The organism is Prauserella muralis (genome assembly GCF_003202285.1).
Lineage (GTDB): Bacteria > Actinomycetota > Actinomycetes > Mycobacteriales > Pseudonocardiaceae > Prauserella_B > Prauserella_B muralis.
Genome location: NZ_MASW01000006.1, coordinates 600,629 through 619,887 on the forward strand (window position 1 = coordinate 600,629; position 19,259 = coordinate 619,887).

At 72.2% G+C, this 19,259-nt stretch carries 19 protein-coding genes and 1 riboswitch; of the genes, 11 read left to right on the top strand and 8 right to left on the bottom strand.

Translation table 11 applies throughout. The features are described 5' to 3' along the window. The first annotated feature begins 56 nt into the window (after positions 1 to 56). Genes BAY60_RS28355 through BAY60_RS28365 form a run of 3 tightly spaced genes read left to right on the top strand, consistent with a single transcriptional unit; the run spans position 57 to position 3,102 of the window. Complete coding sequence (locus BAY60_RS28355) at positions 57 to 1,439, top strand: CitMHS family transporter (RefSeq protein WP_112284411.1); 1,383 nt, start codon at positions 57 to 59, stop codon at positions 1,437 to 1,439. Then, on the top strand, positions 1,436 to 2,779 hold the full coding sequence (locus BAY60_RS28360) for an acyclic terpene utilization AtuA family protein (RefSeq protein WP_211330484.1): 1,344 nt from the start codon (positions 1,436 to 1,438) through the stop codon (positions 2,777 to 2,779). Before BAY60_RS28355 ends, BAY60_RS28360 begins: the two co-directional genes overlap by 4 nt. Further along, positions 2,776 to 3,102, top strand: a complete 327-nt coding sequence (locus BAY60_RS28365) for an AtuA-related protein (protein ID WP_112284412.1) — start codon at positions 2,776 to 2,778, stop codon at positions 3,100 to 3,102. Before BAY60_RS28360 ends, BAY60_RS28365 begins: the two co-directional genes overlap by 4 nt. A 4-nt stretch (positions 3,103 to 3,106) precedes the next feature. Here BAY60_RS28365 and BAY60_RS28370 read toward each other — a convergent pair whose 3' ends face one another. The 3 genes from BAY60_RS28370 to BAY60_RS28380 are packed head-to-tail and all read right to left on the bottom strand — an operon-like array spanning position 3,107 to position 6,836. Then, positions 3,107 to 4,123 (bottom strand): ABC transporter ATP-binding protein, encoded by a 1,017-nt coding sequence (locus BAY60_RS28370; RefSeq protein WP_112284413.1) that lies wholly within the window; start codon positions 4,121 to 4,123, stop codon positions 3,107 to 3,109. After that, positions 4,123 to 5,754, bottom strand: a complete 1,632-nt coding sequence (locus BAY60_RS28375; RefSeq protein WP_112284414.1) for an ABC transporter permease — start codon at positions 5,752 to 5,754, stop codon at positions 4,123 to 4,125. The genes BAY60_RS28370 and BAY60_RS28375 overlap by 1 nt, the downstream gene beginning before the upstream one ends. Before the next feature lie 29 nt (positions 5,755 to 5,783). Continuing rightward, the gene (locus tag BAY60_RS28380; RefSeq protein ID WP_112284415.1) at positions 5,784 to 6,836 is read right to left on the bottom strand and encodes a thiamine ABC transporter substrate-binding protein; all 1,053 of its coding nucleotides are present in this window, start codon (positions 6,834 to 6,836) and stop codon (positions 5,784 to 5,786) included. Positions 6,837 to 6,863: 27 nt separating this feature from the next. Further along, positions 6,864 to 6,981, bottom strand: a riboswitch (TPP riboswitch). Between the two features lie 32 nt (positions 6,982 to 7,013). Here BAY60_RS28380 and BAY60_RS28385 point away from each other — a divergent pair. Both BAY60_RS28385 and BAY60_RS28390 read left to right on the top strand, forming a co-directional pair. Then, a complete protein-coding gene (locus BAY60_RS28385) occupies positions 7,014 to 7,304 on the top strand; it encodes a 4a-hydroxytetrahydrobiopterin dehydratase (protein WP_112284416.1) in 291 nt (96 codons plus the stop codon). A gap of 79 nt (positions 7,305 to 7,383) precedes the next feature. Then, complete coding sequence (locus BAY60_RS28390; RefSeq protein WP_112284417.1) at positions 7,384 to 7,689, top strand: hypothetical protein; 306 nt, start codon at positions 7,384 to 7,386, stop codon at positions 7,687 to 7,689. A 207-nt stretch (positions 7,690 to 7,896) separates the two neighbouring features. On the opposite strand, the gene BAY60_RS28395 is transcribed toward BAY60_RS28390, so the two are convergent. After that, positions 7,897 to 8,448, bottom strand: a complete 552-nt coding sequence (locus BAY60_RS28395; protein WP_170160586.1) for a TIGR03086 family metal-binding protein — start codon at positions 8,446 to 8,448, stop codon at positions 7,897 to 7,899. 60 nt (positions 8,449 to 8,508) lie between these two features. Further along, positions 8,509 to 9,042 (bottom strand): hypothetical protein, encoded by a 534-nt coding sequence (locus BAY60_RS28400; RefSeq protein WP_112284419.1) that lies wholly within the window; start codon positions 9,040 to 9,042, stop codon positions 8,509 to 8,511. 109 nt (positions 9,043 to 9,151) lie between these two features. On the opposite strand from BAY60_RS28400, the gene BAY60_RS36870 reads away from it, so the two are divergent. From BAY60_RS36870 to BAY60_RS28415, 4 genes are read left to right on the top strand one after another with little or no spacing between them, the layout of a single operon-like run. Then, positions 9,152 to 9,541 (top strand): SseB family protein, encoded by a 390-nt coding sequence (locus tag BAY60_RS36870; RefSeq protein ID WP_146771098.1) that lies wholly within the window; start codon positions 9,152 to 9,154, stop codon positions 9,539 to 9,541. Positions 9,542 to 9,551: 10 nt separating this feature from the next. Further along, positions 9,552 to 9,884: a hypothetical protein gene (locus tag BAY60_RS28405; protein WP_112284420.1), complete on the top strand. Its 333-nt coding sequence runs from the start codon at positions 9,552 to 9,554 to the stop codon at positions 9,882 to 9,884. Next, positions 9,884 to 11,113 (top strand): WXG100 family type VII secretion target, encoded by a 1,230-nt coding sequence (locus tag BAY60_RS28410; protein WP_112284421.1) that lies wholly within the window; start codon positions 9,884 to 9,886, stop codon positions 11,111 to 11,113. The genes BAY60_RS28405 and BAY60_RS28410 overlap by 1 nt, the downstream gene beginning before the upstream one ends. Then, positions 11,110 to 11,496 (top strand): hypothetical protein, encoded by a 387-nt coding sequence (locus BAY60_RS28415; protein ID WP_211330485.1) that lies wholly within the window; start codon positions 11,110 to 11,112, stop codon positions 11,494 to 11,496. The genes BAY60_RS28410 and BAY60_RS28415 overlap by 4 nt, the downstream gene beginning before the upstream one ends. A 255-nt stretch (positions 11,497 to 11,751) precedes the next feature. Here BAY60_RS28415 and ychF read toward each other — a convergent pair whose 3' ends face one another. Continuing rightward, on the bottom strand, positions 11,752 to 12,834 hold the full coding sequence (gene ychF, locus BAY60_RS28420) for a redox-regulated ATPase YchF (RefSeq protein WP_112284422.1): 1,083 nt from the start codon (positions 12,832 to 12,834) through the stop codon (positions 11,752 to 11,754). A gap of 114 nt (positions 12,835 to 12,948) precedes the next feature. On the opposite strand from ychF, the gene BAY60_RS28425 reads away from it, so the two are divergent. Beyond that, a complete protein-coding gene (locus BAY60_RS28425) occupies positions 12,949 to 14,487 on the top strand; it encodes an AlkA N-terminal domain-containing protein (protein WP_112284423.1) in 1,539 nt (512 codons plus the stop codon). Continuing rightward, positions 14,484 to 14,990: a methylated-DNA--[protein]-cysteine S-methyltransferase gene (locus tag BAY60_RS28430; protein WP_112284424.1), complete on the top strand. Its 507-nt coding sequence runs from the start codon at positions 14,484 to 14,486 to the stop codon at positions 14,988 to 14,990. Before BAY60_RS28425 ends, BAY60_RS28430 begins: the two co-directional genes overlap by 4 nt. Positions 14,991 to 15,024: 34 nt before the next feature. Here BAY60_RS28430 and BAY60_RS28435 read toward each other — a convergent pair whose 3' ends face one another. Next, the gene (locus BAY60_RS28435; RefSeq protein WP_112284425.1) at positions 15,025 to 18,000 is read right to left on the bottom strand and encodes an AAA family ATPase; all 2,976 of its coding nucleotides are present in this window, start codon (positions 17,998 to 18,000) and stop codon (positions 15,025 to 15,027) included. After that, positions 17,997 to 19,166, bottom strand: a complete 1,170-nt coding sequence (locus tag BAY60_RS28440) for an exonuclease SbcCD subunit D (protein WP_112284426.1) — start codon at positions 19,164 to 19,166, stop codon at positions 17,997 to 17,999. The genes BAY60_RS28435 and BAY60_RS28440 overlap by 4 nt, the downstream gene beginning before the upstream one ends. Positions 19,167 to 19,259 lie beyond the last annotated feature (93 nt).

A 19,259-nucleotide genomic window follows, 5' to 3' on the forward strand; every position in this document is an offset into this window, starting at 1 on the left:
CGGCACCACACTCAGGACGCTCGCTCCGCTGATGTCTCGTGAGAGGTCGAACGACAATGTTGTCTCTACTCGGCTTTCTGACCGTCGGCGTGATCCTGGTGTTACTGCTCACCAACCGGGTCGCGGCCGTGGTGGCCCTGGCAGGCGTGCCCGTCGTCGCCGGGTTCGTCGCTGGGTTCTCGCCCGAGGAGGTCGGCGAGTTCGTCGGCGAGGGCCTTGGCGACGTCGCGGGCGTCACGGCCATGTTCGTGTTCGCGATCGCCTACTTCGGCGTCCAGCGCGACGCCGGGATGTTCGACCCGATCATCGACCGCATCGTGCGGTTCGCGGGCAACACACCGTCCACCGTCTGCCTGGCCACCACCCTGCTCGCCTGCGCAGCGCACCTCGACGGCGCGGGCGCCACGACGTTCCTCATCACGATTCCCGCCATGCTGCCGATCTTCGACCGGCTCGGCATGAGCAGGCTCGTGCTCGCCACGTGCGTGGGACTCGGCGCGGGCGTGATGAACCTGCTGCCGTGGGGCGGGCCGACCGCACGCGCGTCCACCACCACCGGCGTGCCCGTGAACGACCTGTGGGTCCCGCTGATCCCGGCGCAGATCGCGGGCGTGGTGACGGCGCTGGTCATCGCCTGGCTGCTCGGGCGGCGAGAGCGGCGCCGCATCGCCGCCGCCGCCGAGACGACGGAGGCCGTCGCGGTGGGTGCGGGAGGCGGACCGACCGGGCGGCCGGTGCCGTCCAGCGGCGGCAGCGGCTCCGCGGGTACCGGCGGAGAGGACCACCACGACAGCGGCGAGGACCTGCGCAGGCCCCGGCTGTTCTGGTTCAACATCGCACTCACGGTGGCCGTCGTGGGCTGCCTCGTCGCCGCCGTCGCACCGCCGGAGATGCTGTTCCTCGTCGCGCTCGTCATCGCGCTCGTGGTGAACTACCCCGGCCTCAAGCGCCAGACCGCCCGCATCGAGGCACACGCCAAGGGCGCGATGCTCATGGCCACGACGCTGCTGGCCGCGGGCGTGTTCCTCGGCATCCTCGAGGGCAGCGGCATGATCGAGGCGATGGCCACCACCGCCGCCGACGCCATTCCGAGCGGCGCCGCACCCGCCCTGCCGCTCATCGTGGGCGTGCTCGGGGTTCCGCTGAGCCTGCTGTTCGGCCCGGACGCCTTCTACTTCGGCGTGCTGCCCGTGCTCACCAGCGTCGGCGAACAGTTCGGCGTGAGCGGCGCGGCGATCGCGCAGGCGGCACTGCTCGGCGAGGAGACCGTCGGCTTCCCGATCAGCCCGCTCACCGGATCGTTCTACCTGCTCGTCGGCCTCAGCGGCGTCGAGATCGGCAAGCACATTCGGCACCTCATCGGCTGGGCGTGGCTCGCGAGCATCGTCATGCTGGCCGTCGCGCTGGCCACGGGGGCGATCCCGGTGTGGTCCTCGTGACCACAGGCACGCTGCGGCTGGGTGCGGGCGCCGGGTTCGCCGGCGACCGCATCGACCCCGCCGTCGAGCTGGCCCGGCGCGGCGCGCTCGACTACCTGGTGTTCGAATGCCTCGGCGAACGCACGGTCGCGGCCGCGCAGGCCCGGCGGCTCGCCGATCCGGGCGCCGGATACGACCCGCTGCTCGCCGCCCGGCTGGAGGCGGTGCTGCCCCACTGCGCGGCCGCGGGCACGACCGTGGTCACCAACTCGGGAGCGGCGAACCCGGACGCGGCAGGCGAGCACACCGTCCGGCTCGCCAAGGAACTGGGGCTGGCTTCGTTGCGGGTCGCCGTCGTCACCGGCGACGACGTGCTCGACGCGGTCCGCGGCCTCGACCCGGTGCTGTGGGAGACCGGCCGCCGACTGTCCGAATGCGACGACGAGCTGATCTCCGCCAACGCCTACCTGGGTTGCGCGCCCGTGGTCGAGGCGCTGGCAGCCGGGGCCGACGTGGTGCTCACCGGACGGCTCGCCGACCCCGCGCTCTACCTGGGCCCGCTGGTGCACACGTTCGGCTGGGCCGAAGACGACTACGAGCTGCTGGGCAGGGCGACCATGGTGGGACACCTGCTGGAGTGCGCGGGACAGCTCACCGGCGGCTACTTCGCCGACCCGGTCACGAAACCCGTACCGGATCTGGCATGGCTGGGTTTTCCGTTCGCCGACGTCGATCCCGGCTGCGACGCGGTGCTGGGCAAGCTGCCGGGCACGGGCGGGCGGCTGGACCCCCGCACCTGCGCCGAGCAACTGCTGTACGAAGTGGACGATCCCGCCGCCTACGTCACACCGGACGTGGTGGCCGACTTCACCGGCGTCACGTTCACCTCTCTCGGCGAGGACCGGGTACGCGCGAGGGGCGCGTCCGGCCGGGCGCGGCCGGACGCGCTGAAGGCGACCCTCGGTTTCCGGGGAGGCTGGCTCGGTGAGGGCCAGATCACCTACGCGGGCCCCCGCTGCCTGGACCGGGCACGGTGGGCGGCCGACGTCGTCCGCGAACGACTGGCCGCCGTGCACGGCGTGGACGGCGACGCGCTGGACGTCGAGTACATCGGCGCGGCCGCGGCGTTCCGCGGGCTGGCCGACGTGCCGGAGCCCGCCGAGGTGCGCCTGCGGGTGTCGGCCAGGGTCGCCTCGCGGCGGCAGGCGGCCGCGGTCGGCTGGGAGGTGGAGTCGCTGTACACGAACGGGCCCGCGGGCGGCGGCGGGGCGCGCACGGACCTCCGCGAGGTGGTGGCCGTGCGCTCGTGTCTCGTGCCCCGCGACCACGTGCGTCCCACGGTGCGGGTGGTGACGCCGTGAGCACCCGGCTGCGGCTGGACGACCTCGCCGACGTCCGGGCGGGCGACAAGGGCGACACGTTGATGCTCGCGGTGTTCCCGCGCGACGACGAGGCCTTCGCCCTGCTGACCACCCACCTCACGAGCGCGGTGGTGGCCGCGCACTTCGGCCCGCGGGCGACCGGGGAAGTGCGCCGCCACGTGCTGCCCGGCCTGCCCGCATTCGTGTTCCAGGTGCCGGGTGTGCTCGGGGGCGGGGTGACCGGCTCGGCCCTGCTCGACGGCCACGGCAAGACGCTCAGCTACCACCTGCTGACCCTGGTGCTCGACGTGCCGGACGACTGACGTCTCACGCCGTCCGGATCACCGCGATGCCGTCCGGATCGAGCATCAGCCGCACCGCATCGCCCGCGCGCACGCCCGAGGCCATCGGCCCGATCGCCTCCACCGTGGACGGCCCGGCCGCCGGGCGCACCGAGAGGCGGACATGGTCGCGGCGATGCACCCGCGACAACACCTCAGCCTCGATGCCCTCCGCGGCCACCCGCACGGCACCCGGCCGCAGCCCGAGCAGCACGTCGCCGTCCGGCGCCCACGGCAGCACCGCCTCGCCCAGCGCCGAGCGCACCACGCCGCCCTCTGCCGTGGCCGCAAGGACGGTGGTGACGCCGAGGAAGCGCGCGACCCGCTCGTCCACGGGGTGGCGCCACACCTCCAGCACGTCCCCGGCCTGCCGGATCCGGCCCTCGTCGAGCACCGCGAGCCGGTCGGCGAGCGTGAACGCCTCCTCCTGATCGTGCGTGACCAGCAACGCGGTGGTCTTGGCCCGGCGCAGCAGCTCCGCGAGGTCGATGGCCAGCTGCTCGCGCAGCTCGGCGTCGAGCCCGGACAGCGGCTCGTCGAGCAGCAACAGCCGCGGCTTCGGGGCGAGCGCCCTGGCCAGCGCCACCCGCTGCGCCTCGCCGCCGGAGAGCTCGGTGACCTTGCGCCGCTCGTGGCCGGAGAGCCCGACCAGCTCCAGCAGCTCCCGCACCCGCCGCTGCCGCTCGGCGGCCGCGACGCCGTGCATGCGCAGCCCGAACGCGATGTTGCCCGCGACGTCCCGGTGCGGGAACAGCTGGCCGTCCTGGAACACCAGGCCGAAGCCACGCCGGTGCACCGGCACGGGTGCCAGGTCGGCGCCGTCCCAGCGCACTGTCCCCGTGGCCGCCGGTTCCAGCCCGGCGATGGCGCGCAGCAGTGTCGACTTGCCCGAGCCGGACGGGCCGAGCAGCGCCAGCACGTCGCCATCGGCGATCTCCAGCCGCGCATCCCGCACGGCGTGCACGGTTCCGTACGACACGCTGAGCCCGTCGACGGTGAGCATCAGAACTCCCCCACCTGTGCCTGCGGCGCCCGCAGCCGGTCGATCACCGCCGCGACCAGCGCCGTCACCACCATCAGCAGCGCACACGCGGCGTAGGCCATCTGGTTGTTCAGCTCGCCCGGCCTGCCGACGAGCGCGCCGATCGCCACCGGAAGGGTCGGCGCGTCCGGCCTGGCGAGAAAGCTCGTCGCCCCGAACTCGCCGAGCGCCACCACGTAGCCGAACGCGGCCGCCGCGGCCAGCGAACGCGCGGCGAGCGGAAGGTCGATCTCCCGCCACACCCGCACCGGCCCGGCGCCGAGTGTGGCCGCGGCCTGCCGCAGCCGTTCGTCGACCGAGCGCAGCACGGGCAGCACCATGCGCACGATCAGCGGGATGATCACCAGCGCCTGCGCGAGCGGCACCAGCAGCGGCGACGTGCGCAGGTCCCACGGCAGGTCGCCGAGCGTCACCAGGTAGCCGAAACCGACGGTCACGGCCGACACGCCGATGGGCAGCATCAGCGCGGCGTCCAGCACCTCGCCCGCACCCCGGGCGCCGCGGCCCGGAGCCCGTCGCAACGCCACGAGCGCCACCGCGGCGAGCACGCCGACGATCATCGCCAGCAGCGTGGCGTCGGAGGCGGTGCGCAGCGAGTTGAGCGCGGCGTCCCAGCCGGTGACGCCGAGGGTCGCGTCCTCGCCGCGCCCGGCCAGCGCGCGGTAACCGTCGAGGCTCCAGCCGTCACGAGTGGACAGCGAGCGCAGCAGCAGCGCGGCGATCGGAACGAGCAGCGCGGCCACGACGGCGAAGGCCGCGCCGACCACCCACCACTCGCCCCGCTCGGGGCGGCGGGCCGTCTCCGCGCGCGACCGCAGCCGCGCCGCCGTCTCCCTGCGCCTGCGTGCCAGCCCGCCGAGACCCAGTGCCGCGAGCACGGCGGCGAGCTGCACCAGCGACAGCGCGGCCGCTCCGGACAGATCGAGCAGGTTCACCGTGCGGAGATAGATCTCGGTCTCCAGCGTGCGGTACCGCGAGCCGCCCAGCAGCAGCACGATCCCGAAGCTGGTGGCGCAGAACAGGAACACCACGGCGCCCGCCGAGGCCAGCGCCGGGGCCAGCGCGGGCAGCGTCACCGAACGAAACGCCCGCCACGGCGACGCGCCCAGCGCCCTGGCCGCGTCCTCGCCACGCCGGTCCAGGTGTGCCCACAGCCCGCCGACCGTGCGCGCCACGACGGCGACGTTGAAGAACGCGTTGGCGAGCACGATCGTGACCACGCCGCCACCAGGCCAGAGCGCCTTGAACGCCAGGCCCACCACCACGGTCGGCAGGACGAACGGCACCAGCACGAAGGTCCGTACGACACCGACGCCCCGGACGCGCGCCCTGGCGAGCAGGAACGCCACGGGCATCCCGGCCAGCAGGGCGACCACTGTGGACGCCGCCGCCTGGCCCACGGTGAAGGCGGCCAGCTGCCAGGTCTGGACCTCGAACAGTGCCGTACCGACTCCGCCGTCGGAGAAGCCCAGCCGCAGGATCGCGACCACCGGCCAGGCGAAGAACACCGCGAGGAACCCGATCGGCAGGACCGCCAGCGCGGTCACTCCGGCGAGGTGGGCCGGGCGCCGAGCCCGTGTTGTGGTCGCCATCGCAGGTCAGCCTCGCTTCCCGAAGGGCGCTAGCCCTCCACGAGCCCGCGCCACTGCTTGATCCACCGCTCGCGGTTGGCCTGCACGCGCTCGCCCGGCAACGCCGCGGGATCCTCGGGCAGCGGCGCGGCCTGGGCCCAGCCGGACGGCAGCGCCACACCCTCCCGGGCCGGGTACACGTACATGTTCTCGGCGACCGTGGCCTGGAACTGCTGGGACAGCAGGAAGTCCACGACCTTGCCCGCGCGGTCCGGCTGCCGGGTGCCCGCCAGCACCCCGGCGTATTCGACCTGGCGGTAACAGGTGTCGAGCAGCGCCTTGGTGCGCGGTTTGCCGTCGTCGCCGATCTCGGCCGCCGGTGAGGAGGCGTAGGAGACCACGATCGGCTTCGGGCCCTGGCCGGAGGAGCCGGAGAACTCCTGGGTGTAGGCCTCCGTCCAGCCGCTGACCACCTGCACGCCGTTGTCCTTCAGCCGCGACCAGTAGTCCTGCCAGCCCTGCTCGCCGTACTCGGCGACGGTGCGGAGCAGGAACGCCAGGCCTGGAGACGAGGTTGCCGGGTTCTCCACCACCAGCAGGTTCCGGTAGCGGGGGTCGGCGAGGTCGTCGAGGCTCTCCGGCTCGGCGATGCCCCGCTCGGCGAACCAGCCGGTGTCGATGTTGACGCAGACGTCGCCGACGTCGACGGCCGAGAGCCGGTTCTGCGGGTCGACCGAGTAGCGCTGCGGGCCGCGGTCACCCTCCGGGCTGGTGTAGGGCTCGAACACGTCCGCGTCGAGCGCGCGGGAGGCGAACGTGGAGTCCACCCCGTAGGCCACGTCCCCGATCGGGTTGTCCTTGGTGAGCACGAGCCGGTTGGTGAGCTCGCCCGCGTCGCCCTCCTTGCGAACGGTGATCCGGATGCCGGTCTGGTTGGTGAAGGCGTCGAGGACCTCCTTCGGCACGGCCCACGACTCGTGGGTGACGAGTGTGACCGTGGGCTGAGCCTTGTCCTGGTCCTCGCCCTCACCCGCGAACAGCGTGCAGCCCGCCGCCAGCACCCCGGTCAGGCACAGGACCGCCGCCGTGCGAAGGAAACTCATCAGCCCTCCTAGTCGTCACCGGCAGGAGGAGGGAAACTCGGGCCTCCCTGCGCCGGCATGATCCGGATCAGGTGCGAACGGTCGTGGGCTCGCGCTCATGCCCACCTCTCAGCCCGGACGGCGCCGGACTCCCGTGGCAAACGTGCAGCGTACCCGTAGGCGTACCACCATGGACGCATGGCAGACGTACTCAGCGACCAACGCATCGACGAAGCACTCGGCACGCTGGCGAACTGGCGGCGGGACGGCGACGCGATCGAACGGAAGGCGGAGCTGGCGAGCTTCCCGCAGGCGATCCAGGTGGTCAACCGGGTCGCCGAGATCGCGGAGAACTCCAATCACCATCCGGACATCGACATCCGCTGGCGCACGCTGACGTTCCGGCTCAGCACCCACTCGGAGGGCGGCATCACCGAGAAGGACCTGGCGCTGGCCGGACAGATCGACGAGGTGATCGACTCGGTGTGATCTGGCCCGCGCCGGGCAACACGGGTGTGGCATCGCACGTTCACCGGGTAGCCACCCGGTGTGGACGGAAAGGAGTGCGATGAGCCGGATCGGTTTTGGTGTCAAGGACATTCGTGCGGCCAGTGAGTCGCCGGCCCGCCGCCTGTCCATCACCGCGGCCCTCGGCCTGGTGATCATGATGTGCCTGGGTGCGGGTGTGCTTCCTGCCGCGGCGGCGACGGAGACCACGCAGCAGCGGGTGGCCTCGATGCCGTCGAGCAACGTCACGCAGGCGCTCGTCGTCGGCAGCATGGCGTTCGCGATGATCATCGCGATCGCCGGGGCGGTGCTATATCACACGGCCAAGGGCGCCAGGAGCCGGCACAGCGACACTCCCGCCGAGTGATTCGCAACACATCCGCCTGGGGGCGCTAACGGTCGGCGCGAACCAGGCGCTAACCCCGGTGAGACGCCCCTTACCAGCAGCTTTGGACGGCCAGCATGAACCGCAGCGCCCCAGTTCTCACCCCCGGTCAGCAGGCGATGGTGACGGCCTTCGCCACGGTCGCCACCCTGCTGTTCGTCATCCTGCTCGCCGCGGCAGGCTGAGCGGCTACGCCCGCCTTCCGAGGTGGGCGAGAAGCCTGACCAGCGGCGACGCGTCGTCCGGTGCGGGCACCGGGGGTGCGAACATGCCCTCGCGTGCCGGATCGTCGCCGCTGCTCTGCGACTGGAAATCGGCGACCGCCTCGACGACGGCGGGGTCGGGTTCGTAGCCGACCCCGGCGCCGCGGGCGACATCCCAGCCGTGGATCAGCGTCTCGGACAGGCTGATCTGAGCGATGAGCGCGCCCGGCGCGGGTCCGAAGGCGAACGGGAACACGCGCTCCAGCACGCCGGGTGCGGCGAGCGCGGCCAGGCAGCGCTCGGTGCGTTCGCCGTAGGCGACCGCGGGATCGGCGTCGTGCGCGCCGCCCGGGTCGGCGAAGTCCACGTCGTCACCCTCCAGCACCCTGGCGAAGATGTCGTGGGCGTCGGCGAGATGGCCCGCGACCTCGCCCACGGTCCAGCCTGTGCAGGGACTGGGCGCGGCGAGGCGGTGTGCGTCGATCGCGCGCAGCGTCGCCCCGGTGGTCAGGTAGGCGCGCTCCAGCAGTTCCGTCATCGTTGGCGCAGTCATGCATGGACAGACCGGCCGGGCCGCGGGAACTCATCGCCGCCGTCGTCAGCGCAGGGACCTGCCCGTGCGGGCCAGCTCCTCCCTCAGGATCCGGACCGCCTTCGGGCCGACGCCGTGCAGCGCGAGCAGGTCGGCCTCGGTCCGGGTGGCGACCTTGGCGAGCGTGGACAGCCCCGCGCCGAGGAGGGCCCGCGTCGCCGGCTTGCCGATGCCGGCCGGCAGGTCGCTGCCCGGCGTGGTCCCCGTGTCGGCGTCGGCGAGTGCCGCCGCGAGTCGCTTGGGGGCCCGCGCGAACCACGCCGCCCGGACCAGGGCGTTGAGGTCCTTGCCATCGATGTCGGCCAGCGGCACCCGGAAGCCGATCGGCGTGCCGTTGCGGCTGATGCGCTCACCCGTCGGATGCGCTGACACAGCCGACTCGACCTCGTCGGCGCCGAGCTGGAGCTGCACCTCGCCATCCTTCGTCACCGAGGCAAAGCCCTTCCCGCGCACCGAGAACGCCACCATGCCGAAATGGGTGCCCTCCTCGGTCTCCGGGAGGGCCAGGGCCGCCTTGCGGAGCTGGGTCACCGTCGTCATGGGGAGATCCTAAGGAGCGGCACCGACAGCGGGCCCGCGAATTCGCGGACCCGCAGCTCAGTCGTGATTACCCTGGACGCACAGTCGGTCACAAGGGGAGGTGACGGCGATGCGTGAGCCGGAACTCGTGACGGTGAGTCGTGAGGTGTGGAGGCGTCGGCAGGAACCGAGTGCCTTCGACAGGGCGTTCGCGCAGGCGACCGTCTACGCCGAGCGACTGCCGGATCGCCCGGGCGTCGTGGCGTCGAGTCTGCCCGGCAAGGGACGCTGGGTTCTGGCGTTCTCGACTCTGGAACGCCTGGAACGACGACTCGGCGCAGTCCCCTGGTTGTCGACGACAGGTTCCGATCTCCTGGACCAGCTACCGCACGGCCTCGGAGTCCTGCTCGACGTGGGCGACGAGCATGGCCTGCCGCTGCTCCCGCAACCCGGCGGGAGGGCGAGATTCGGTGGTGCGCGTCTGCCCCCGCGTCCTGGCACGGCGAACCCCGCTCCCTGACCTGACCCCGATGAAGACGATCAGCACGCGGCTGGAGGTAGCAACGCCTGGAGGCTTCGAAGTCGAGGTCGACGTGCTCGACGGCGCAGCGACCGCGGTGTCGCAAACCATGCGGGACATGGAGACCTGCAAGATCGAGAGCATCTGCGGACCACGGGAGATGTACGGGCACGACCGTCTGCACGAGGCGTTCGAGCACTTCTGCGGCCGGTGGCAGGAGGGTGTGGAGCTGTTGCTCGAGGACGGCGGCGCCATCGCCGGCACGCTCACCCGAGCGGTCGACGCCTACACCGAGTTCGAAGGCGAGGCCGAGCAGGCCTTTCGCGACCCGGGTGAACGCTGATGGCGGACCTTGGCGAGACCACCGACCCCCGGCAGCTCGTGCCCGGGCACCCGGAGGCGATCGACGACAACGTGGTCGCCATCCGCGGGCGTGGCCGCTCCCTGGACCAAGCGGGAGACGACTTGAAGAAGATCGACTCCGGGGCCTGGACGGGTGACGCCGCGGACGCGTTCCGGGACAAGTTCTCCTACGAGCCCGCACGCTGGCATCAGGCCGGCGACGCCCTCCTCACCACGGCGACCGCACTCGAGAGGTACGCCTCGACCCTGCGCTGGGCCCAGCACGAGGCCGCGGAGGCCATCCGGCTCTGGCAGGAGGCCGAGGCCGCCACCCAGCAGGCCACAGCCCAGCACGAGGCCGCGGTGGCCAGGGTGACCGAACAGAACCGTGTGCTGGCCGCGTCCGGCGACCCGACTCGGATGCCCGAACCGCCGTTCACCGATCCTGGCGAGGCCAAGCGTCAGGCGGCGAGGGAACAGCTCGACCGAGCACGGCAACAGCTCTCCGAGGCCGGCGACCAGGCCGCTGCCACGATCCGGGCTCGCGGCGACGAGGCACCCGAGCAGTCCCTCTGGGGCGACATCGGCGAGGTGGTGGGCGAGGTCGGCGGGTTTGTCGGCGACTTCGCGGAAGGGGCGTGGGACTCGGTCAGCGGCACGGCAGAGCTGCTTTGGGACCTGAGCCCGCACCGCCTGCTGACCGACCCCGCCGCCTACGGCGAAACCTGGAAGGGAGTCGGCCAGACCGTCGCCTCCGCGGTCACCGATCCGGTGGAGTTCGGCAAGCAGCTCGTCGGCTGGGAACACTGGAAGAACGGTGAGCCCGGCCGTGCCCTCGGCCAAATAGCAGGCGGCGCGATCCTCGGCTACGGAGCCGGAAAGATCGCCTCCACCGTCGGCAAGATGCGAATGGGCAAAAGGACGCCTGGCGTCAAGCCAAATATCGGCGACTACTTCCAGGGTGGCGCCACGCCGAAGGCGAGCGATCTGGAAAAGTACGCTGAGGCACAAGGATGGAGGAAGACGCAAAACCCAAACGGACCGCCCAAATACGTTGACGAGAACGGCGTGCCAAGAATGACGCTCAAGTCAGGCAGCGATCGCGCACCCGGCAGCGGCCATCCTCACGTAGAATTGAAAGATGCCAACGGGCAGCGCATCGACCCTGAAGGCAATCCGGTGACCCGAAGGTCAGTCGGAAACCACACGCCGATTGAATGGGACTGGTGACCATGAACTACTCTGACCTGCCCGAGTTGGCAGACGTGTATCTCGAGGACAGCTACGTGCTCAACATCTCCGAGGAGCCGAACAAGATAGTGTTCACTATGGAGTTCGTGCTCACGGAAAACCACGATTCTTACAGTGCACCCCGGGAAGGTGAGCAGTATTGCTACCGGGATGGGTATTTGACCTTCACGGATGTCAGCAAGGTTGAATGGCTGACACAGACCCTCCGGAAATTCACCGACGCGGCAAACGAGGAAGATATGGGCAACGTCGACTTTCTCACCGGTGAAAACGGTAGCTGGCATGTCGGCGGCGATTGGGGCGAGGCCCGCATACACACACGGAGGCAGCCGGAGATTACATTCACGGCAGAATCAGCCTGAATCAGAACAGCGGAGCCATTGCGCTCTGCCGATCGTCGGTCTCGGGCAATTCGTCGACGACTGGGAGCGGATGCCTTTGCCGGGCTGCACGCGGACTACCAGGCGGTTAGTTCGGCGAGCCGGTCGGCGGGAGCATCCGCGCCGACGAGGGCGGGTAGGTGGCCGTGCACGCCGGGCGGGGCCGCGTACCGCTGCCGTGCTGCGGACACCCCGCGAGCTTCCGATGGGGTCAGCTTCTTGGTGAGACCAGACGTTTCAGACGTTGAAGCGGAACTCCACGACGTCACCGTCGGACATCACGTAGTCCTTGCCCTCCATGCGGACCTTGCCCGCCGACCGGGCGGCGGCCATCGAGCCCGCCTCCACCAGGTCGTCGTACGAGACCACCTCGGCCTTGATGAAGCCCCGCTCGAAGTCCGTGTGGATCACGCCCGCCGCCTGCGGTGCGGTGGCGCCCTGCGGGATCGTCCAGGCGCGTGCCTCCTTCGGGCCCGCGGTGAGGTACGTCTGCAGGCCCAGCGTGTGGAACCCGGCACGCGCGAGCGCGTACAGGCCCGGCTCCGGCTGGCCGACCGACTCCAGCAGCTCGCGTACCGACTCCTCGTCGTCCAGCTCGAGCAGCTCGGCCTCGACCTTCGCATCGAGGAACACCGCGTCGGCGGGCGCGACCAGTTTGGTCAGCTCGGCGCGTTTGGCCTCGTCGGTGAGCACACCCTCGTCAGCGTTGAACACGTACAGGAACGGCTTGGCCGTCAGCAGGCTCAGCTCGCGAAGGCCGGGAAGATCGACCTCCTTCTGCGCCGAGAACAGCGTGCGCCCGGCGTCCAGAACCTCCTTGGCCCGCTGGGCGTTCTCGAAGGCGGGACGCAGCTCCTTCTTGGTGCGCGCCTCCTTCTCCATCCTCGGCAGCGCCTTGTCCAGCGTCTGCAGGTCGGCGAGGATCAGCTCGGTGTTGATCGTCTCGATGTCGGACATCGGGTCGATCCGGCCGTCGACGTGCGTGACGTCCGGGTCGTCGAACACCCTGATGACCTGGCAGATCGCGTTGGCCTCGCGGATGTTGGCGAGGAACTTGTTGCCGAGCCCGGCACCCTCGGACGCGCCCTTCACGATGCCCGCGATATCCACAAAGGACACCGTGGCGGGCACGGTCTTCGCCGACGAGAACATCTCGGCCAGCTTGTCCAGCCGGGGGTCCGGGAGCGGGACGACGCCGACGTTGGGTTCGATCGTGGCGAACGGGTAGTTCGCGGCGAGCACGTCGTTGCGCGTCAGGGCGTTGAACAGGGTGGACTTGCCCACGTTGGGCAAGCCGACGATACCGAGGGTGAGACTCACGGGCTCCCAGTCTACGTGCCGGGCCTCGCCGGCCGTCCCGGCCTCGGCGAGCGCGGAGCCGCCGTGTCCGATTTCTGCCAGTCAGGCCGCTGACCAGGTGGCAGTATCGACGTCATGGCACAGCTCACCACGGCCCCAGCAGCCCACGGCGGCGTCTGGCGCGACACCGAACGGTGCTACCGCGCGGTGATGTCCCGCGACGCCCGCTTCGACGGGCAGTTCATCGTGGCCGTGCGCACCACGGGTATCTACTGCAGGCCCTCGTGCCCGGCCATGACCCCCAAGGCCCGCAACGTCGAGTTCTTCCCCACGTCGGCGGCAGCCCAATCGAACGGCTACCGCGCGTGCCGCCGGTGCCTGCCCGACGCCGTGCCCGGCTCGCCGGAGTGGAACGTGCGGGCCGACCTCGCCGCGCGCGCCATGCGACTGATCGCCGACGGCACGGTCGAGCGCGAAGGCGTTCCCGGCCTGGCGCGCAGGCTCGGCTACTCGGAGCGGCAGCTCGGCCGGGTCCTCACCGCCGAACTGGGAGCCGGGCCGCTGGCCCTGGCCAGGGCGCACCGGGCACACTCGGCGCGGCTGCTCATCGAGCTGTCCACGATGCCGTTGTCCGACATCGCCTTCGCCGCCGGGTTCTCCAGCGTCCGGCAGTTCAACAACACGATCCGCGAGGTGTTCGCCGCCACGCCGTCCCAGCTGCGGGCGACCGCGGCGGGCAAGCGCAGGAAGGCCGAGGCACCTGCCGAGACGACGACCACCGCAGGGGTGCGGCTGCACCTGCGGCTCCCGTTCCGCCCGCCGTTCGACGCCGCCGGGTTGTTGGAGTTCCTGGCCGCCCGCGCGGTGCCCGGCGTGGAGGACGCGACGTCCGGGTACGTCCGCACGCTGCGGCTGCCCCACGGCAGCGGCGTCGTCCGGCTGGAGCCCTCGGACACGCACGTCCGCTGCGATCTGCGGCTCACCGACGTGCGCGACCTCGGCAACGCCGTCGCGCGGGTCCGCAGGCTGGCCGACCTCGACGCCGATCCCGAGGCCGCCCGGCAGGTGCTCGCCGCCGACCGTGCGCTGGCACCGATGGTGGCGGCCACGCCGGGCATCCGGGTACCGGGCGCCGTCGACGGCCCGGAACTCGTGCTGCGCGCCATGCTCGGCCAGCAGGTCTCGGTCGCCGCAGCGCGGACCGCCGCCGGGAGGCTGGCCGCCGCGCTCGGGGAGCCCACGGCCGCCGCAGGCGCCGGAGAACCCGGGCTGTTGTTCCCCTCCCCGGCGGCCGTCGCCGAGCACGGCGCCGAGGTGCTGCGCGGCCCGCGGCGACGGGTCGAGGCGATCCTGGCCGTGGCCGCCGCGCTCGCCGGCGGCGAGCTCGACGTGCACGTCGGCCGCGAACCCGCCGAACTGCGCGCCGACCTGCTCGCGGCACCCGGGATCGGGCCGTGGACCGCCGACTACGTGCTGATGCGCGTCCTCGGCCACCCGGACATCCTGCTCGACGGCGACCTCGCGTTGCGCAAAGGCGCCGCCGCGTTCGGCATCGGCGACCTGACCGGCCACGCCCAGGCCTGGCGGCCGTGGCGGTCGTACGCGGGCATGTACCTCTGGCGGGCCACCAGTGCCGGCACCGTCACCACCACCGACATGGGAGAGACCGCATGAGCACCGCACACTGGTCCACTCAGGACACCCCGATCGGGCCGTTCACCACCGTGGTCGCCGCCGACGGCGCCGTACTGGCCTCGGGCTGGACGGCCGACCCGGCCGACCTGACCACCGTGATGTCGGCGGCACTCGCCCCGGCCGAGCTCCGCCACAAGCGCGACCTGGGCGAGGTCAGCAAGGCCGTCCGGCGATACCACCAGGGTGAGCACGACGCCATCGACCTCATCCCCGTACGGCAGCGCTCGGGCGAGTTCCTGGAACACGCCTGGGAGGTCCTGCGCACGGTTCCCGCGGGCAAGCCGGTGACGTACAGCGATTTCGCCGCGCTCGCCGGACGGCCCCAGGCCATCCGGGCCGCCGCGTCCGCCTGCGCCCGTAACGCCGTGGCGCTGTTCGTGCCATGTCACCGCGTGCTGCGCATCGGTGGTGCACTCGGCGGATTCCGCTGGGGGCTCGACGTCAAGCGCTGGCTACTCGACCACGAGACCCCGGCGGTCTAGCCTCCTGCGCCGGGCCAGCGGGGGTTCGTCGCGTTCAGGCAGCGAGCATCCCTCCCTCCAGCTCGAGGGTCGATCCGGTGCGGGACTTGCGCACCCGGAGCCGGACCGGGATGCGCTGCCGCAGTTCCTCGACGTGGGAGACGAGCCCGACGACGCGGCCACCCGCGCGCAGCTCATCCAGCACGTCCATCACGACGTCGAGGGTCTGTCCGTCGAGCGTGCCGAATCCCTCGTCGACGAAGAGCGTGTCGAGCAGCGCGCCTCCGGTCTCCGCCGCCACCACGTCCGCCAGCCCGAGAGCCAGCGACAACGAGGCGAGGAACGACTCGCCACCGGACAGGGTCTTGGCGGGCCGGATCATCCCCGAGTAGTCGTCCAGCACGTCGAGGCCGAGGCCGCCGCGCGTGCCGCGCGAGCCCGCGGCGTCGGAGTGCACGAACGAGTAGCGGCCCTGGCTCATCGATCGCAGGCGTGCCGTGGCGGCCACCGCGACCTCCTCCAGCCGCGCGGCAAGCACGTACGACCGCAGGGACATGCGGCGCGCGTTCTGGCCCCGGCCGTTCACCACGTCGGTGAGGGCGTCCAGCTCCGCGAACTCCTCCTCGGCCGGGGCGAGCGCGGCGAGCGCGGCGTCGAACCGCTGCGCCAGTTCGGCCAGCTCGTCGGCCCGCCTGCTCGCCGACCGCAGGGTCGCCACGGCCGTCTCCGCCCGCGCGCGGGCGTCCTCGGCGGCCGTCTTGGCGGAGCCGACGTCGACCTCATCGTCGGGCGCGACCCCTGCCAGCTCCGGCTCCGCGAGCGTGGCCTTGGCCGCGGCCTCGGCGGCCTCCGCCTCGGCGAGGGCACGCTCCAGCTCGGTGATGCGCTGGTCGTCCCTGGCGGCCGCCAGTGCGGCGGCCACGGAGTCGAACCCGGCCTGCTCGGCGGCGGCCAGGACGGCGGCCTCTTGCTCGGCGAGCCGGTCCTCGGCGGCGGCCCGCGCGGAACAGGCCTCAGCCAGCTCGTCCAGTGCACGCACCACCGCGACCAGGTGCTCGCGGCGCTCGGCCACGCCGGTGAACGTCCCACGGGCGTCGTCCAGCCGCTGCTGCCGCTCCTGCACGCGCTCGTCCAGCGCGTGCCGCTCCGCCTCCGCCTTGGCGGCGGCCCGCTCGGCCCTGGCTCGCTCGGCGGTCAGTTCCTCGTACTCGGTCTCGGCCGCGCGCACCGACTCGTCCAGCTTCGGCCTGCGCCGCGCGAGCGCGGTGAGCTCCGCCAGCTCGGCCTCCACCGTGGCGAGCCGTTCGGCCAGCTCCTCGGCGGACTGGCCCCGGACCCGCTCGCGCACCGTGGCGAGCGCGCCCTCGGCTTCCTGCCGGGCCGTCGCCATCGCGAGCCGGTGCCGCTCGGCCTCCTGCTCGCGTTCGGCGGCGGCGCGCTCCTCGTGCTCACCGACGACTCCTCCCGCCGCACTCGCCGGCGCGGGGTGCTCGGCGGACCCGCACACCGGGCACGGCTCGCCCTCGCCGAGTTGCCCGGCCAGCTCGGCGGCCATGCCGGCGAGCCGCCGCTCGCGCAGGTCGAGCACGGTGGCCTTGGCGCTCAGGTGCGCCTCGGTCGCCTCGTTCTCCGCCCGCACCGCCCGCGTGACGGCTCGCTCCAGCGCAGGCAGCTCCCGCGCATCGGCCAGCGTGTCCGCGAGTTCCGACCTGCGCGCTGTGACCCCGTCGGTCCTCGCCTCGGCCTCGACGGCGCGTTCCCGCTGCTCGTGCAGCTCACGGATGCGCTCAGGAAGACCTTCGAGCTTCTCGCCGATGGCGGTGGCCTGCGCCGCGGCGTAGGTGACGGTTTCCGCCAGGTCGCGCAGCCGGATGCGGTCGTGGCGTTGCTGTTCGGCTTCGGCCACGAGCCCGGCGAGCGCTCCGGCCTCCTCGCGCAGCATCCCCGCGCGCTCGCGCAGCACCGTCACCGGGGCCTCGACCTCGGTGAACCCGGTGGCCGTCAGTGCCTGCCGTGCGGTCTCCTCCGCCTGCCGCACGCGCTCGAAGCGCTGCCGCTGGCGGTCCGCCTCCGCGGCGAGGCCGGTGACCGGCACGGCCCGCCGGGCGGCGGCCAGCTCGCCCGCCTGCTCCTTGCGTTCGACGGCCGTGCGCTCCAGCGCCGCGAGGCTCTCGTGTGCGGCCCGGACCCTGCGGACGCGCTCGGACGCCGTGCGGCGCTGCTCCAGCACGGCCTCGGCCTGCTCGCGTGCGGCCGTCGCCTCTCGCTGCTCCCGCTCGGCGACGGCCACGTCCCCGGCCGCTCTCCTTCGCACGTCGGCCACCCAGTCGCGGCCCGCGTCCTCGGGCGGCTCCTCGTGCGCCACCTGGGCGAACCGGGCCAGCCACTCCCGCACGGACTGGCGGCGGCTCTCCAGCTCGCGGCCCCGCTTCGTGCGCAGCTCACGGAACCAGCGCTCCACGTCGGCGAAGCGCTGCGTGCCGAACAGCCGCTCCAGCAACTGCTCGCGCTCGGTGGTGTCGGCCCGCAGGAAACGGGCGAACTCGCCCTGCGGCAGCAGCACCACCTGGAAGAACTGCTCGGCGTTCATGCCGAGCAGCCGCTGCACGGTCCTGGACACCTCGTCGATGCGGGTCAGTCCTTCGGCGGGCTGCCCCTCGGGCACCTCCCCGAGCCAGCGCAGCGACGCCTTGGCCTGCTGGGTGGTGTAGCCGTCGCCGCGCCGCTTCGGCCGCTGGTACTCGGGGCTGCGCACGATCCGCAGGCGATGGCCCTGCACGGTCAGCTCCAGGGCCACCTCGGTGACCGTGTCGGCGTCGGCAAGATCGCACCGGAGGCGCTTCACCTGGCCTCGGGCGCCGGGCACCGCACCAAACAACGCGAAGGCCACCGCGTCGAGCAGCGTCGTCTTGCCCGCGCCGGTGTCGCCGTGCAGCAGGAAAAGCCCGTCGGCACCGAGCGCGTCGAAGTCGACGGTCTCGCGTTGTGCGTAGGGGCCGAACGCCGCGACCTCCAGCCGATGCAACCTCATCGCAGATCACCGTCCTGCCCGTCGGGGTCCCGTTTGCCCGCGGTTTCCAGCGCCGTGGCCAGCAGTGCGTGCTCCCGCTCGCTCGGCGGAGCGCCCCGGCAGTCGGCGAGGAAGCCCGCCGCGATCTCGCTGTCCGAGCGCCCGCGCACGGCCTCCGCGTAGCGCAGCACCGTCGCGCACCCCCCTTCCGGCTCCCAGTCGAGGTGCACGGCGTGGGGGAAGCGCTCACGCAGCCTGCGCATGGCGTCCACCGGCCGGACGCGGTCGGTGAGCGTGACCGAGAGGAAGCAGTCGGCCAGGTCGGCGAGCTCCGGTGCCTCCAGCAGTTCGTCGAGCGTGCCGGTCACCGTCGCCAGCCGCCTCGGGACGGGCAGCTCGTGCCTGCGCACGTCCGCGAGCCCGCCCGCGTCGAGATCCACCAGCCACACGGATTTGCGTTGTGCCGCCTCGGAGAACGAGTACGCCAGCGGGCTGCCGGAGTAGCGCAGCCCCTCGCCGAGCGTCTGCGCGCCGTGCAGGTGGCCAAGCGCGACGTAGTCCACCCCGTCGAACACGGAGCCGGGCACCTGCTCCACCCCGCCGACGGCGATGGTGCGCTCGGAGTCGCAGCCGACGCCGCCCGTGACGAACGCGTGCGCGAGCACGACGGACCTGTGCACCTCGGGGCGTCGCGCGAGGTCGCCGGTGATGCGGCGCATGGCCTCGGTGAGCACGCCCGTGTGACCGCGCGCATCGGGCACGCCGAGCGCGTGCCGCGCGAGCTCGGGCTCCAGGTAGGGAATGCCGTAGAGGGCGACCTCCCCGTGCTCGTCGCGGAGCAGCACCGGCTTGTCGATCCCGGCGACGGTGGTGCGCAGGTGCAGCCCGCCCGCGGCGGCGAACTCGGCGAAACTGCCGAGCCGTGCCGCGGAGTCGTGGTTGCCGGAGGTGATGACCAGCTCGGCTCCGGCTTCCCTGAGCCGCCGCAGGCCGGTGCTCGCGACGCGCACGGCCTCGGCGGAGGGCACGGCCCGGTCGTAGATGTCGCCCGCGACGAGGACGACGTCGACCGCCTCGCCGGCCACGAGGTCGGCGAGGTGATGCAGGACTGTCTCCTGCTCGGCGAGCAGGTCGGCACCGTGGAATGTCCGCCCGATGTGCCAGTCCGAGGTATGCAGCAACCGCACGCGATCAAAGCTAGGACCGCAACCCGACAGAACCGGGGACAAACGACCGGCGTGTCACTCGAACGTGTGTTCGACGGTGCCGGGCGGCCGGGT